The following is a 15400-nucleotide window of genomic DNA, read 5'->3' as shown; positions in this document are numbered from 1 at the left end:
TTATGAAAAAATACACTTACATACTATTATTTCTGTTTACGGCAACTATTTCTGCCCAAACAGCTTTATATAATAACGGTAATTTTCGAATACATGAAGGTGGGCAAATTGGTTTTCACACCGATCTCATAAATGATGCCCCTACCGATAATAACCTTGGTTTGGCAGGTTTTTATGGTACTGAACAACTCACAGTTTCGGGCAATGTTACTCCGCAATTCTACGATATGGAAATTGCCCTAGAGAACAACATGCAATTAGACCTTGGTATGGACAATACCAATAATACCAATTTTATATTCGGTAGCATACGTACTCCCCTATCCGATTCAGACATATTTTACAACTTTGTAGACGTATCTTTTTATAGTGGCGAAAATGACTTTAGTAAAATTGAAGGGTACGCAGCGATTACCAATCAGCAAAGTTTTGTTTTCCCAATAGGTGATGTACAATTTCTTAGACCATTGATCCTAAACTCAGAAAGCATTAACCTATTTGCTAAAAGTGCTTACTTCTACGAAAACCCGAACAACCCTACGTCACTACCAGACACTTACAATACCGCTACTACGGATCTTGATGTAGAACTGGTAAACACCTTTGAGTTTTGGAAATTAGAAGGTACGGTTTCATCTACGGTAACATTAAGTTGGAACGAGAGAAGCACCGTAACAAGCTTAACAGAAAATGTAGATGAAATAATACCCGTAGGTTGGAGCAAAGCTTCGCAACAATGGGTCAACTTAATCGGTAGTGTTCCCGTAGGTACCCTAACCGAAGGCTTTGTAACTACAGCCGCATTTGTACCAGATGATTATGAAATTATAACGCTTGGCTCATCAGAAGACCCGTTCGAACCTCTATCACGAGACGTACTTTTTATAGATAATTTCTTTATTTCTGTAAATGGCGATGGTATAAATGACAATTTCTTTATTGAAGAACTACAAGATTTTGACAGTAATTTTCTTCAAATTTATGATCGTTATGGTTTAAAAGTATTTGAAAAGACCGATTACGTAGATGAATTTGTAGGCTTTTCTAATTTAAACAACATCCCTTTCGGAGCTGAAAAAGGTTTACCTACCGGTGTGTATTTTTACACCATATACATACCCGAAGACGATTTAAACTACCAAGGTTTTTTATACTTGTCTAGATAAAACAAACATTTTTAAAATTTTGGTTTCCTGCTAACAATTGCCACTATAGGTATTTCGTTATTTCTATCTGCTAAGAAAAAGTCTTTTAATGTAGCAATAGCCGAGCGCAATAAGCAACTTTTTTACTTTGTTTGTTTCAGCGACTATAATACAAAACGATAAGGTATTTGTATATTACCGGTTATCGAGTAAATTAATCTTGAAAATATTTAAGATCAAGATTTATTACTTTTACATTATAAGGACAATCTAAATTCAAGAGTTTTTTTCTTTTGATCAAGTTTGGCAAATCTTTTGTATTAAATAACACCAACATAGAGTTATGCAAAGAAGAACATTTATCAACAGAAGTAGTTCAGCGGCTTTGGCACTTGCTATTACACCGACCATCTTTATTCAAGAAGAAAAGGAATATTCCATTTTAGAACTTATGGGTAAAGAAGATATAAAATTATACGGTAAAGGTATCAACCTTCGTAAAGAGGCCCATGACGCTTTCGTAGAAATGAAGAAAGCAGCCTATAAAGACGGTATAGACCTTAAAATAGTTTCAAGTTTTAGAAATTACAACAGACAAGAGGCTATTTTTGAACGCAAATTCTTAACCTATACCGATGACGATGGCATGAACCCGACCGATGCTATCGATAAAATCATTGAATACTCTACCATACCAGGTACTAGCAGACATCACTGGGGTACTGATATTGACGTAGTTGATGGATATAGAAAGGTAGACGGAGACGTATTGGTACCACATAAATATGAAGGCGACGGCCCCTATGTAGATTTTAAAAAATGGATGGATGAAAATTCTGAAATCTACGGCTTCTTTCTAGTTTATACAGACGAGCCAAAAAGAAGAGGTTTTAAGTACGAGCCTTGGCATTATAGTTATGCCCCATTATCTATACCGATGCTTGAGCAGTTTAGAAGTAAAAATATAGCATCAATTTTAATTCGTGAAGATTTTTACGGCGCAGAAAATTTTACAATGAGCTTTTTAAGATCTTACATTCAAAATAATATTTTAGATATTAATAGAAACCTACTGTAAGCATTTAGTACATTAGAGTCTATACTATAACACTTTACCATGAACAGAGGAAGTTGGAAAATTAGAATATTCATTGGTCTGGCCATTGTTGCTTTCGCATTTATACAAAAATGTAGCAACACTGAAGAAAACCCATATACAGGTAGATCACAGCATATTACCATGACCTCTGATCAAGAAATTGCCATTGGTCTTCAAAGTGCTCCAGAAATGGCCCAACAGCATGGTGGGCTGTACCCTGACCAACGCTTACAAACATTTGTAGAATCGGTAGGCAATAAATTGGTTCAGAACAGTATTGCACGCGAAACTCCCTATCAGTATGATTTTCACCTATTGGCAGACGACCAAACTATAAATGCTTTTGCTTTACCTGGCGGACAATGTTTTATTACGTACGCCCTATTCTCTCAACTTAACGAAGCACAATTAGCTGGTGTTTTAGGTCATGAGATCGGTCATGTAATCGGCAGGCATTCGGCAGAAAGAATTGCAGATAGTCAAACATGGCAGACTGCCACTATGGGAGCAACAGTCGGCGCCGGCGATATGGGAAGTATTTTAGGAAGTATCGGTCAAAACACGCTATTAAAAAATGGTCGTGGAGATGAATTGGAAAGCGATGAACTTGGTGTATTGTTTATGATTCAAGCTGGTTACGACCCTTATGAAATGATCAAGGTTATGGAAATTCTTAAAGCTGCCGCAGGACCAGACCGCACCCCTGAATTTCAGAGTACACACCCTGACCCAGAAAATAGAATTGAAAAAATAAAAGAAGCCATAGATAAGTACAAAAACCAAGGTTAATCGGATTTTTAGAACACTTTATCTAGAGTACCTTTTCACCTATTTATATTTTTGTAGATTTGGGTAAGTCCCAAGCTTATTTTACCATTTATGAATTGCCTTTATAGCTATGATTTAATCATAGAAGAACACTATAATGGGAACAATTACACATTTCAGAAATTTGTACGTGCAGGCGTTTGAGAACTGTAAACCTGAATTATTGGTTGCATTTTTAAAAGTCTACTCAGTATTTTGTGCCCTAATGATATTTTCGGCACTGTATGCTTTTGTAGTTAGAGCTGCAAATGGATTTGATTTTTAACGCGTTTTTTACTCTTTTACTTGAACACTATTTGGAGTAGAAATTTATTAGGATTAAAAAAAAGGCTCATTGAAATTTCAATGAGCCTTTTTAATTAGTATAGTTTAGAAAAACTATGAATCTTGCTTAATAACGTCTAGTACATCTTTAGCATTTGACATTTTCGCATAATCTTTAGCAGTATAACCTTGGTCACTCTTGATATTAAGATTTGCACCGTTTAATAGTAATACTTTTAAAATTTCTGCTTTATTATAACGAGCAGCGTACATTGCAGGTGTAAGACCTAAAGATTTCTCGTTCAATTCTTCACCTAAAGCCAATAAGCTACGTACTTGGTCAACATCTCCTTTCATTACAGCTTTGCACAATGAATTGATTTCATCATTTGCCGAAAAAGAAATATCGTCATTTAAGTTTACATTACTTGTTGTAGTTGCATAAGCTCCCGTTAGTGTAAACAAACTAACACAGAACAATATCGCGATTGATTTTTTCATAATAATTACGTTTTATTGTTTAATTAAATTATTGATACTGCAAAATTACGTATACTCTATTATTAAATACATAATTTAAGAAATATATAATATATATTTAACAATTTCTATAACATAAATAAACAATTCTTCATATTCTGAAGGTTTTTTAGCTGTAATAGTCATACAGGGTAACCTAGTTTAGCTACCAGAAGCTATTTCTATAACCTGCAATGCATCGATAGCATTAGACAATTCTGCATATCGTTTAGCATTGAAACCCTGATCGCTTTTTGCATTTAAATCTGCACCGTTATTTATTAAAATTTCTAATATTTCAGCTTTGTTGTAACGTGCTGCGAACATCGCCGGAGTCATACCTTGTGACTTTTGATTAAGGTCTTCCCCTAAAACGATTAATTTTTTTACCATTTCGACATCGCCCTGTATTACTGCCTTACAAAACGAACTTATGTCTACACTAGTAACAAGTTGAGACCTACGAACTGCATTTAAATTTTCTGATGTTGCTGCTTTAAGGGTCGAACCTAAGGTAAGAGCTACCATTGATAATGTAAGAACTACTTTCTTCATGATGATTGATTTTTGATTGATGTGTACAATAGCGTACATATTAAAGACGAGAGTTACTTTAATTTGTTTCGGTCATTAACATTGTTATAACTAATTTTTAACACACACCTCTACATCTGAACTTAAAATTCGTTGCGATACGCAATCAAAACAAAAAAGGTAAGTAATCTAGTAGCTTAACTAGGTAGAACATAGTATTTTTGTACTTCTAAAACCTTATGAGAGATGAATAAAAAAGTAATCTTAATGATATTGGACGGATGGGGTAAATCTCCTGACCCAGCAGTATCAGCAGTCGATAAAGCTAACACCCCTTTTATAGATAGCTTATACACTAAGTATGCAAATTCAAACTTGCTTACAGATGGTATGAACGTTGGTTTACCCGACGGTCAAATGGGTAATAGCGAAGTAGGCCATATGAATTTAGGTGCCGGTAGAATTGTATACCAAGATCTGGCAAAGATCAACAAAGCTGTAAAAGAGAATACATTAAGTTCTGAACCCGTTTTAAAGGAAGCTTTCGAGTACGCCAAAAAAAATAACAAAGATGTACATTTTTTAGGACTGTTAAGTGACGGTGGTGTTCATAGCCACACTAACCATATTAAAGGTTTAATTGCCGCTGGTAAAGAATCTGGCGTAGAAAACATGTATTTACATGCATTTACCGATGGTAGGGATGTCGACCCTAAAAGTGGAAAAGGTTTTTTAGAGGACATTGTTCATTACGGTGCTGATAAAAACACAAAATTAGCCACGGTTATAGGTAGATATTATGCGATGGACCGTGATAAACGATGGGAACGTGTTAAGGAAGCTTATGATGTTATCGTAAACGCAGAAGGTGAAAAATCTACCGATATCGGTAAAACTATTCAAAAAAATTATGATAATGGTATTACCGATGAGTTTACAAAACCTATCGTAATGACCACTACAGACGGTACACCTATTGCATCTGTAAAAGAAGATGACGTTGTTATATTCTTTAATTTTAGAACAGACCGTGGTAGAGAACTAACCCAAGTACTTAGTCAGGTAGATATGCATGAACAGAATATGCATAAACTTAATCTGTATTATGTTACATTAACAAACTATGATGAATCGTATAACAACGTACATGTAGTTTACAATAAAGATAACATTGTTGAAACATTAGGTGAAGTATTAGCCAACGCCGGAAAAAAACAAATACGCATTGCAGAAACTGAAAAGTACCCGCATGTAACTTTCTTTTTCAATGGTGGTAGAGAAATTCCTTTCGACGGTGAGTCTCGTATTCTATGTCCGTCACCAAAAGTTGCTACATACGATCTACAACCAGAAATGAGCGCTTTTGAAATTAGGGATAAAATTATTCCTGAAATTAAAAAAGGTGATGTAGATTTTATTTGTTTAAACTTTGCCAATCCAGATATGGTTGGTCATACAGGCGTTATGGAAGCTGCTATTAAAGCTTGCGAAACTGTAGATCAATGTGCAAAAGATGTAATTACAGCTGCTATAGAAAAAGATTACTCTGTAATTGTTATTGCTGATCACGGTAATTGCGAAACAATGATCAATGAAGATGGTAGCCCCAACACGGCACATACAACAAACCCAGTTCCACTAATCTTAGTAGATAAAGATATACATGAGATTAAAGACGGGGTATTAGGAGATATTGCTCCAACAATTTTAAAATTGATAGGCGTTGAAAAGTCGAAATATATGACCCAAAACTCTTTGGTTTAAAATTAGACACAACAACTAGTATATAATAGTATGATAAAATTAAAGACAGCCGAAGAAATTGAATTGATGCGTGAAAGTGCGCTAATTGTTTCTAAAACTTTAGGAATGATAGCTTCGGAAGTAAAACCCGGAGTGACTACATTGCAATTAGATACTTTGGCTGAAACTTTTATTCGCGACCATGGTGCGGTACCTGGCTTTTTAGGTTTGTACGACTTTCCTAATTCATTATGCATGAGCCCAAATGCTCAAGTGGTACATGGTATACCTAATAATACACCTCTAGAAGAAGGCGATATTATCTCTATAGATTGCGGGGCTTTAAAAAATGATTTCTACGGGGATCATGCCTATACTTTTGAAGTGGGTGAAGTTAGTCCTGAAATTAAAAAATTACTAGAGGTTACCAAAAAATCACTTTACATTGGAATACGTGAATTTAAGGTAGGCAATCGCGTTGGCGATGTTGGTTATGCTATTCAAAAATATACCGAAGACCACGGTTATGGTGTTGTTCGTGAATTGGTAGGTCATGGTTTAGGACGTAAAATGCACGAGGGTCCAGAAATGCCTAATTATGGTCGACGTGGCAGAGGTAAAAAGTTCGTTGAAGGAATGACTGTTGCTATTGAACCTATGACGAACATGGGAACGAAAAGCATCAAACAATTGAAAGATGGCTGGACAATTCTAACGGCAGATGGTAAACCTAGTGCTCATTTTGAACATGATGTTGCTATAGTAAACGGAAAACCCGAATTACTTTCTACTTTCAAATACATTTATGACGCTCTAGGTATTGTAAGTGATGAGGAAGATGAGTTTACTTCATCTTCCATGAAAAGTTAGGAATTACAGATGAAAAAAATTTTTAAATTTTTTCTTAACCTTGTTCCAAGGCCTGTATTAATTTCCCTTAGCTATTTGGTAAAGCCTTTTTTCAAAGCTTACTATCGTGGTAACACCTATGAAGACCCGATTGACGGCAATACTTTTCGAAGTTTTTTACCGTATGGATACGAAAAACCGCGAGAGAACGTGCTTTCACCTTCTACACTATCATTAGAACGCCATCGTTTATTATGGTTATTTCTAAAAGAAGAGACTGACTTTTTTACCGCCCCTTTGCATGTTTTACATTTTGCACCTGAACAGGCTTTTTATAAAAGATTCAGGAAGCTAAAAAACCTGAATTATGTTACCACAGATTTAAACTCCCCTTTAGCAGATGTTAAAGCAGATATTTGCAACCTGCCATTTGAAGACAATACTTTCGATGTAATTCTATGCAACCATGTACTAGAACACATACCAGATGATACAAAAGCAATGTCTGAATTATATCGAATTTTGAAACCTAGCGGTTGGGGTATATTTCAAATTCCACAAGATTTAAGCAGAGAATTAACTTATGAAGATAATACTATAATCGATAAAGTTGAACGCGCTAAAATATTTGGTCAATACGATCATGTTCGTATTTATGGCAGAGATTACTTTGACAAATTAAGAAGCATAGGTTTTACCGTAGAAGAAATAGATTTCACCAAGTTAATGAGCCAAGAAAACATCAATAAATATCGCTTAGCATCAGGAGAAATAATTCCGTTCGTAAAAAAGTAGTTATTCCACTACAACAGCTTTAAATCCTTTGGTTAAGAATTCTTGGGTATCACCATTTTCATCCAAATAAATGATATACGCCTCTAAACTATCATTACCATTGATAATTTTAAATGCCTCATCCAAATCCATTGCCATAAATGAAGTAGCATACGCATCTGCCGTAGCACAATTATCTGCCAAAATAGTAACCGCAAGCGTATGTGATTGTTGGGTATACCCAGTTTTCGGATTTACAGTATGTACATATTTCTTACCCGTTTCTTCATCTATTCTAAACTTTCTATAATTTCCGGAAGAAGCTAAAGCCCTATCTTTTAAATAGATCAATATTTTGGTAGCTCTACTCCCTTCCATTTCAGGATCATCAATACCTACAACCCAAGATTTATTTTTAATGGTATTCTTTCCCTTTGCAACTAATTCGCCACCAACCTCAATTAAATAATTATCCACCCCTTTAGCATTCAACATTGCAGCAAGTCTATCTATTGCATACCCTTTTGCTATGGCATTAAAATCCATATAAATATTAGGATTGGTCTTTATTATACGATTTTCATCATCCAAGTTAATTTTATCTAAACCTACATAATTCAATAAACTATCTATTTTCAAGCTATCCATTGAAATTTTTTGTTCAGGTCCAAAACCCCAAGCATTTACCAATGTACCTACAGTAGGGTCAAAAAAACCATCAGTTTCATAATGAATAGTTTTCGAAAGCTCAAACACTTCTTTGAACATAGCATCTACAACAATAGAACTATCTCCTTTATTAATTCTGGAAATATCAGACTCTAGTATATAGGTTGACAAAGATTGATTTATAACAGCAAATACAGAATCAATCTCTTGCTGTAAATCCATTTCTTCAGGTGTAATAGAAATTATACTATAAGAAGTACCTAAAGCACCTCCAGAGTTTTGATTGCGAACACCTACCTCATTATTTTGCTTACAAGATTGAAACAACCCTACAACAACCGCTATTAATAAAATACATTTTTTCATATCTCAACTAAACCATCATAATCAACAATATATTCTTCATCTAAATAAACCGGTAAATTATGGTCTGTAGCATTTACCAAACCCACCCCTGCATAAAAAGTAGTTGCCTCAAATTTTATGGCATGATCCTTCATTTTTTTAAGGTCAGACATAAAGAAGTCCATATCCTTTGGGTCACCAGGGTATTCTATCGCCTTGACCACAACAAAGCGCATCTTTTTATCTTTCGTACAAACAAACTGCGGATTCTTTCGTAATTCACTGTTTACCGCTAAAAATTCAAAACCTTCTTCTTCCAACTTTTTACCGACAATGTTCATTGCCAAATTGTGAAGCTCTTGTTCTGTTAATACATGCATCCTAAACTATTTTTTATAAAAAAACCGATACATTATATATCGGTTAGTTTTTATTAATTTCTAGAATTAAGGTTTATCCACCAAAATCATCGAAACGTATATGCTCATCTGGTATACCGAAATCTTCACCCATTTTCTGAACAGCTTTGTTCATTAATGGAGGTCCACAGAAATAAAGTTCAATATCTTCAGGAGACTCATGAAGGCTTAAGTAGTTATCAATTACACAATTGTGAATGAAACCAACAAAACCATCACCAGGAGCATCGATATTTTCTTTTACTTTCCAGTTATCCTCTTCTTGTGGCTCTGAAAGTGCCAAGTAGAATTTGAAATTTGGAAACTCTTCTTCTAATTTATAAAAGTGATCTAAATAAAACAATTCTCTTTTAGAACGACCACCGTACCAATATGATACTTTTCTATTCGTTCTTAATGTTTTGAATAGGTGATATAAGTGAGAACGCATTGGCGCCATACCTGCACCACCACCTACGTATAACATTTCTGAATCTGACTCATTAATGAAGAATTCACCGTAAGGTCCAGAAATAGTACAATCATCACCAGGCTTTAGGTTAAAAATATAAGATGATGCAACACCAGGGTTAACATCCATCCATCCATTTTTAGCACGATCCCATGGCGGAGTTGCAATACGTACATTCAACATAATCTCTCTACCTTCTGCAGGGAAAGAAGCCATTGAATACGCTCTTTCAACTGTTTCTGGATTCTTCATAGTTAAAGGCCACAAGTTGAATTTATCCCACTCAGCTTGGAACTTATCCGGAGTTTCATGTTCTTCTGGGTGAGCTGTAATATCAATATCAGCATATTTTACCTCACACTCAGGAATTTCAATCTGAATATAACCACCAGCTTTGTAGCCCATATCTTCAGGGATTTCAACTACAAATTCTTTAATAAAAGATGCTACGTTATAATTACGTACCACTTTTGCAGGCCATTTCTTAATACCAAATACCTCTTCAGGAATGGTAATCTCCATGTCTTGCTTCACCTTAACTTGACAAGCTAAACGTGCACCATGGTTCAATTCTTTTTTTGAGAAATGCGGAGTTTCTGTAGGCAATGCTTCACCACCACCAGAAAGTACATGACATTCGCACTGAATACATGTTCCACCACCACCACAAGCCGATGGTAAAAATACTTTTTGATTACCTAAAGTAGATAACAAAGATCCCCCAGAGGCAACTTCAATTTTCTTTTCTCCGTTAATCGTAATCGTAACTGGACCCGATGGAGATAATTTTTGTTTAGTAAACAGAAGCAATGCTACTAATGCCATTAACAGTATTAGAAATGCGACAACAGTTATTAAAATAGTTCCGCCTGTACTTGCAGCTAAAATCATGTTTATTTATTTACATCGTTATAAGAAATTACCTTTTCGTCAATTTCTTCGTTTTTTTCTACTACTACTTCTTTGTCTACAGGAGTAACCATTTCTGGTACAATCACCTGATTAACTTGTTCAGCTGCTTCTTCAGCATCATCACCGCCACCAGTTAACATACCTCCAAAACTTTGAAAGCCAATTCCCATTAATCCCGTAATGATAAATGTTATACCCAAACCTCTTAAAGGAGCAGGAACATTACTATATCTTATTTTCTCACGAATAGCCGCAATCGCTAAAATTGCCAAGAACCAACCAATACCAGAACTAACTCCGTAATTAAATGCCAATCCGAAGGTTTCAATTTCTCTTGCCTGCATGAATAAAGAACCACCAAGTATTGCACAGTTTACCGCAATCAATGGTAAGAAAATACCTAAAGAGTTATATAAAGAAGGTGAGAATTTCTCAACTACAATTTCTACCAATTGAACCATTGTTGCAATGGTAGCAATGAATAAAATAAAAGATAAAAAGCTAAGGTTGTAATCTGCATATTCAGGACCCAGCCAAACTAAGGCTCCGTCTTGTAACAAATACTTATCTAACAACCAGTTCATCGGTACAGTAACCGCCAATACAAATATAACAGCAGCACCTAAACCAACTGCTGTAGCCACTTTTTTGGATACCGCTAAATAAGAACACATCCCCAAGAACACGGCAAACACCATGTTATCGATAAAGATGGACTTAAAAAATAATTCTACATGTTCTAACATAATTTCTACTTAAATGTCTGTTTAATTCTCTTCTACTAGCGCAGGGTTTCTTGAACGCTGTACCCAAATAATGATACCAACCACAATCAATGCCGCTGGAGGAATAATCATAAAACCATTATTCTCATAACCTGTAGCGTACAAACCTGTTTTTGTTATTGGGTCTCCTAATACAGGAATACCGAATAATGTTCCAGAACCTAATAATTCCCTAAAGAAACCTACGATAATTAGAATTACACCGTAACCTAAAGAGTTTCCTATTCCATCTAAAAATGAACGCCACGGCCCGTTCGCCAAAGCAAATGCTTCAAAACGCCCCATTATAATACAGTTCGTAATAATAAGACCAACGAATACCGCTAAGGTTTTACTTAATTCGTACTGATATGCCTTAAGTACTTGATCTACAATAATTACCAAGGTCGCAACAACTATAAGTTGTACGATAATTCTAATTTTAGAAGGTATAATATTTCTCATTAAAGAGATTACAACATTACCCGCACCTAGTACGAACATTACAGAAACAGCCATCACCAAAGATGCTTTCAACTCTGCTGTAATTGCTAATGCTGAACATATACCTAATACTTGAATGGTAATTGGATTGTTATCCGCTAGCGGATCCGTAATAAGATTTGTATCTTTTTTTGATAGTAGTGCCATATTACTTTGCTCTAATTGTTTCTAAATAAGGTTTATATAATTTGACAGTCTCGCTAATCATAGCAGAAACACCGTTACCGGTAATAGTAGCACCTGCTAAGGCATCTACTTCATTATCATCTTTTGTTTTGTTCAAAGGATCGTTGTTACCTTTTGCAACAGAGATACCCGCGTATTTGGTACCATTAAGAATAGTTTCCCCTTCAAAATCGTCCATGAAATATCGCATTTTAATGTTAGCACCTAGACCAGGAGTTTCACCTTTGTGATCAAAATAAACACCTTGAACAGTCATCGTATCATCTAAAGCGATAAAACCCCAAATAGCATCCCAAAGACCTTTACCGTACATAGGGATGATATAGAATTTCTTCCCCTCTTTCTCCCCAATAAAAACTGGTAACTTATAAGGTTCTCCTTTTTTTATCTTAGCCAATTCCTTTTTCAAGTCAATCAAATAAGCTTCTTTGTCCTCAGTGATTTTATCACCTTCAATAACCAATTGCTCTTTAATATAACTAGCAAACTCATTTTCAACCACGTCTGTTGGAATAAAGTTTACACTACCGGCATCATCACCATTCTCATTAACACCCATTGCATAAAGGATGTTCTGTTGTTTTTCAAAACGTTGATTTTCCTTGATATTAGGACTTAGTGCTGAAGCCAAAAACGCAAGTATTGACCCAACTACCACAACCATAACAGCAGCAAAAACTACTGTATAAACGTTACTATCTGTCTTTAGTGCCATAATTAAACTGTTTCAGCTTTAAGTTCTTCTGCCTTACCATCTGAATCTTTTGGATAGATAGTAGCATTTTTTAATCTGTTCATTCTTCTTTTAATATTACCCCTAACAACATAATGATCAATTGTTGGTGCAAATACGTTCATTAAAAGGATAGCCAAGAAAACACCTTCTGGGTACGCTGGGTTGAATACACGAATCATTACAGAAATAAACCCTATAAAGAAACCATAATACCACTTCCCCTTATTTGTTTGTGAACCAGTAACTGGATCAGTAGCCATGTAGACAATACCGAATGCCAAACCACCTACGATTAAATGTTTCCAGAAATCGAAACTCATTAATCCGTAAAATTTACTTGATTCGCCTACCCAACCAAAATCTACTACCTGATTGAATATTAAGCCCATTACCAATGAACCAATAACAGCGCTTAGCATTATTCTCCAGCTAGCAATTTTTGTAAATATCAAAAACAAACCTCCTAATAGAATTAGAAATGCCGATGTTTCACCTACTGAACCTGGTATAAAACCAAAAAACATATCTGAAATAGAATAGGTCATTTCAGCCCCTTTATTCTGAGCCAAATATCCTAAAATAGTTTCACCGGATATCGCATCGACGTTTGCGCCAGCTAATATTTCTTCTGAACGCTCACGTGCTCCGTAAACCCAAACTTTATCACCACTCATCCATGTTGGATAAGCAAAGAACAAGAATGCTCTAATTGTTAATGCCGGATTAAGAATATTCATTCCCGTTCCTCCAAATACTTCTTTACCTATAACTACACCGAATACCACAGCAACGGATAACATCCAAAGTGGAGTATCAATAGGAACTATTAAAGGTACTAACATACCGGTAACCAAATATCCTTCTTCTACTTCGTGTCCTTTAATTACCGCAAAAATAAATTCCACGATAAGACCAACTGCGTAAGAAACCACTACTAGTGGCAATACCTTGATTATTCCGATCCAGAAATTATCCCAAGTAAGGAAATCGTTCATTAAAGAAAAATCTGCCGGAAAACCATTAATAGCAGAATAGTGTTGATAACCTGCATTGAACATAGAAAATATTAACACTGGTACTAGTGCCATTATTACCGTGTTCATTGTACGCTTTAAATCATCTGCAGATTTAACATGTGTACCACCTGCATGAGTAGTCTCATCTGGCGAAAACAAAAAAGTATGAAAGGCATTAAAGGCAGGAGCCATTTTCTTACCCTGATACTTCAGTTTAAGTTCGTGTAATTTGCTTTTTAAACTCATTTCTTATCCTATTTCTTTTTGCAATAAATCTAACCCCTCACGAATAATCTTCTGGTGTGGTTGCTTAGAAATACATATAAACTCAGTTAACGAAAAATCTTCTGGAGCTACTTCATACAAACCTAATTGCTCCATTTCATCCAAGTCTTTTACCATACAAGCTTTTAACAATTGCATTGGAAAAATATCCATCGGAAAAACTTTTTCATATTGTCCCGTTACCACGAAAGCCCTATGCTCACCGTTGGTATTGGTATCTAAATCATATTTTTTGTTTGGCTGCATCCAAGAGAAAGTCAAAGCTCTGGTTGCCGAAATCTTATTGAAAACCGGCTTATTCCATCCAAACAACTCATAATCGTCTCCTTCTGGAATAACTGTTACCGTATTATTATAATACCCTAAATAACCGTCTGGCTTACTTTTAGAACCTGTTAGCACATCTCCGTTTATAACTCTAAAATTTTCTTCATTTACACCACTAGCGTATAAGAATGTAGAAATCTCCGCCCCTATTTTAGTTGTATAATATTTTGGCGCCTTAACCGATGAACCTGCAAGAGCTATAGTACGCTCAGCATTGAATTTACCAGTTAATAAGTATTCACCAATTATAATTAAATCTTGTGGTGTCACCGTCCAAACCAACTCACCCTTATTAATAGGATCTACCTTATTAATATGAGTACCTACCAAACCTGCAGGATGGGGGCCTGAAACATTATGCACCTCAACCCCGCTCATCGAAGACAAAGGCGATTTACCAGAGCCTACAGAAACATGAACCTTACCAGGTGTCAATTTATCCAATGCCGTAATTGCCATTTGTAATTCCTTTTCTTTACCCTGTAGTACATAATCCAAATCTGCCTGCAAGGGCCCACTTGAATATCCAGAAATAAAAATAGACTTTGGCGTAGTGTCAGGATTAGCCACTACATCGTAAGGCCTTTGCTTTATAAATGGCCAACAGCCACTTTTCAACAAAACCGCCTTCAACTCTTCTTTCGACGTATTCTCTACATCTAAAGCAGCACCTGAATACGCCTCTTGTGTTTTATCTGCTAATATCTTTAAGGTCAAAATACGTCTTCTATCCCCTCTTTCAATTTCAATAAGCTCACCGCTTACTGGAGAAACAAAAAGCATACCTTCTATGTTTTTGTTATAAAACAATGGCTCACCCGCTTTTACCTCGGCGCCTTGTTTTACCATCATTTTTGGGGTAATTCCGTGAAAATCACTTAACTGTATAGCGTAAACATTACTTAAAACAGCTTTTGAAGTAGTCTGTTCTGCGGTGCCCACCAGATTAATGTTGAGCCCTTTTTTAATTCGAATGTCTTTTGACATGTGCGTGTAGACCTTTAAGTTATCAAAATTTGAGCAAATTTAAG

17 protein-coding genes are annotated in these 15400 nt (G+C 35.5%); 7 read left to right on the top strand and 10 right to left on the bottom strand.

Features of this window, described 5'->3' with window-relative positions:
* Positions 1 to 2 precede the first annotated feature (2 nt).
* The 4 genes from ACJJVP_RS10315 to ACJJVP_RS10300 all read left to right on the top strand — a co-directional run bounded on the left by ACJJVP_RS10315 (position 3) and on the right by ACJJVP_RS10300 (position 3337).
* Positions 3 to 1166, top strand: a complete 1164-nt coding sequence (locus ACJJVP_RS10315) for a gliding motility-associated C-terminal domain-containing protein (protein WP_405413399.1) — start codon at positions 3 to 5, stop codon at positions 1164 to 1166.
* 322 nt (positions 1167 to 1488) lie between these two features.
* Positions 1489 to 2223, top strand: a complete 735-nt coding sequence (locus ACJJVP_RS10310; protein ID WP_405413397.1) for a M15 family metallopeptidase — start codon at positions 1489 to 1491, stop codon at positions 2221 to 2223.
* 39 nt (positions 2224 to 2262) lie between these two features.
* Positions 2263 to 3033: a M48 family metalloprotease gene (locus tag ACJJVP_RS10305; RefSeq protein WP_405413394.1), complete on the top strand. Its 771-nt coding sequence runs from the start codon at positions 2263 to 2265 to the stop codon at positions 3031 to 3033.
* Positions 3034 to 3169: 136 nt separating this feature from the next.
* Positions 3170 to 3337, top strand: a complete 168-nt coding sequence (locus ACJJVP_RS10300) for a DUF6747 family protein (protein ID WP_405413393.1) — start codon at positions 3170 to 3172, stop codon at positions 3335 to 3337.
* Positions 3338 to 3450: 113 nt separating this feature from the next.
* Here ACJJVP_RS10300 and ACJJVP_RS10295 read toward each other — a convergent pair whose 3' ends face one another.
* The gene (locus tag ACJJVP_RS10295) at positions 3451 to 3837 is read right to left on the bottom strand and encodes an ankyrin repeat domain-containing protein (protein WP_405413391.1); all 387 of its coding nucleotides are present in this window, start codon (positions 3835 to 3837) and stop codon (positions 3451 to 3453) included.
* 180 nt (positions 3838 to 4017) lie between these two features.
* Entirely contained in the window at positions 4018 to 4410 is a 393-nt protein-coding gene (locus ACJJVP_RS10290; protein WP_405413389.1) for an ankyrin repeat domain-containing protein, read from the bottom strand.
* Between the two features lie 225 nt (positions 4411 to 4635).
* Here ACJJVP_RS10290 and gpmI point away from each other — a divergent pair, with 225 nt between their 5' ends.
* Genes gpmI through ACJJVP_RS10275 form a run of 3 tightly spaced genes read left to right on the top strand, consistent with a single transcriptional unit; the run spans position 4636 to position 7776 of the window.
* Entirely contained in the window at positions 4636 to 6153 is a 1518-nt protein-coding gene (gene gpmI, locus ACJJVP_RS10285; protein ID WP_405413386.1) for a 2,3-bisphosphoglycerate-independent phosphoglycerate mutase, read from the top strand.
* Between the two features lie 30 nt (positions 6154 to 6183).
* On the top strand, positions 6184 to 7002 hold the full coding sequence (gene map / locus ACJJVP_RS10280) for a type I methionyl aminopeptidase (RefSeq protein WP_405413384.1): 819 nt from the start codon (positions 6184 to 6186) through the stop codon (positions 7000 to 7002).
* Between the two features lie 9 nt (positions 7003 to 7011).
* Positions 7012 to 7776: a class I SAM-dependent methyltransferase gene (locus ACJJVP_RS10275; RefSeq protein WP_405413381.1), complete on the top strand. Its 765-nt coding sequence runs from the start codon at positions 7012 to 7014 to the stop codon at positions 7774 to 7776.
* On the opposite strand, the gene ACJJVP_RS10270 is transcribed toward ACJJVP_RS10275, so the two are convergent.
* From ACJJVP_RS10270 to ACJJVP_RS10235, 8 genes are all read right to left on the bottom strand, one after another.
* Positions 7777 to 8790 (bottom strand): FAD:protein FMN transferase, encoded by a 1014-nt coding sequence (locus ACJJVP_RS10270; protein ID WP_405413379.1) that lies wholly within the window; start codon positions 8788 to 8790, stop codon positions 7777 to 7779.
* Positions 8787 to 9149 carry a Na(+)-translocating NADH-quinone reductase subunit F gene (locus ACJJVP_RS10265; protein ID WP_405413377.1) on the bottom strand — a complete coding sequence of 121 codons (363 nt, stop codon included), beginning with the start codon at positions 9147 to 9149 and terminating at the stop codon, positions 8787 to 8789. Before ACJJVP_RS10265 ends, ACJJVP_RS10270 begins: the two co-directional genes overlap by 4 nt.
* Positions 9150 to 9222: 73 nt before the next feature.
* Positions 9223 to 10530, bottom strand: a complete 1308-nt coding sequence (gene nqrF, locus ACJJVP_RS10260; RefSeq protein WP_405413376.1) for an NADH:ubiquinone reductase (Na(+)-transporting) subunit F — start codon at positions 10528 to 10530, stop codon at positions 9223 to 9225.
* A gap of 2 nt (positions 10531 to 10532) precedes the next feature.
* Positions 10533 to 11297 carry an NADH:ubiquinone reductase (Na(+)-transporting) subunit E gene (nqrE, locus tag ACJJVP_RS10255; RefSeq protein ID WP_405413374.1) on the bottom strand — a complete coding sequence of 255 codons (765 nt, stop codon included), beginning with the start codon at positions 11295 to 11297 and terminating at the stop codon, positions 10533 to 10535.
* A 21-nt stretch (positions 11298 to 11318) separates the two neighbouring features.
* Complete coding sequence (locus ACJJVP_RS10250) at positions 11319 to 11966, bottom strand: NADH:ubiquinone reductase (Na(+)-transporting) subunit D (RefSeq protein WP_405413373.1); 648 nt, start codon at positions 11964 to 11966, stop codon at positions 11319 to 11321.
* A 1-nt stretch (position 11967) separates the two neighbouring features.
* A complete protein-coding gene (locus tag ACJJVP_RS10245) occupies positions 11968 to 12720 on the bottom strand; it encodes a Na(+)-translocating NADH-quinone reductase subunit C (protein WP_405413371.1) in 753 nt (250 codons plus the stop codon).
* Positions 12721 to 12722: 2 nt separating this feature from the next.
* A complete protein-coding gene (locus ACJJVP_RS10240; protein ID WP_405413369.1) occupies positions 12723 to 14003 on the bottom strand; it encodes an NADH:ubiquinone reductase (Na(+)-transporting) subunit B in 1281 nt (426 codons plus the stop codon).
* Between the two features lie 3 nt (positions 14004 to 14006).
* Positions 14007 to 15356: a Na(+)-translocating NADH-quinone reductase subunit A gene (locus ACJJVP_RS10235; protein ID WP_405413368.1), complete on the bottom strand. Its 1350-nt coding sequence runs from the start codon at positions 15354 to 15356 to the stop codon at positions 14007 to 14009.
* Positions 15357 to 15400: the final 44 nt, after the last annotated feature.

It is taken from the genome of Maribacter sp. Asnod1-A12 (assembly GCF_045063735.1).
Taxonomy (GTDB): Bacteria; Bacteroidota; Bacteroidia; order Flavobacteriales; family Flavobacteriaceae; genus Maribacter.
Note: the sequence above shows the minus strand (reverse complement) of the source record. Positions and strands in the feature narration are given on the sequence as shown.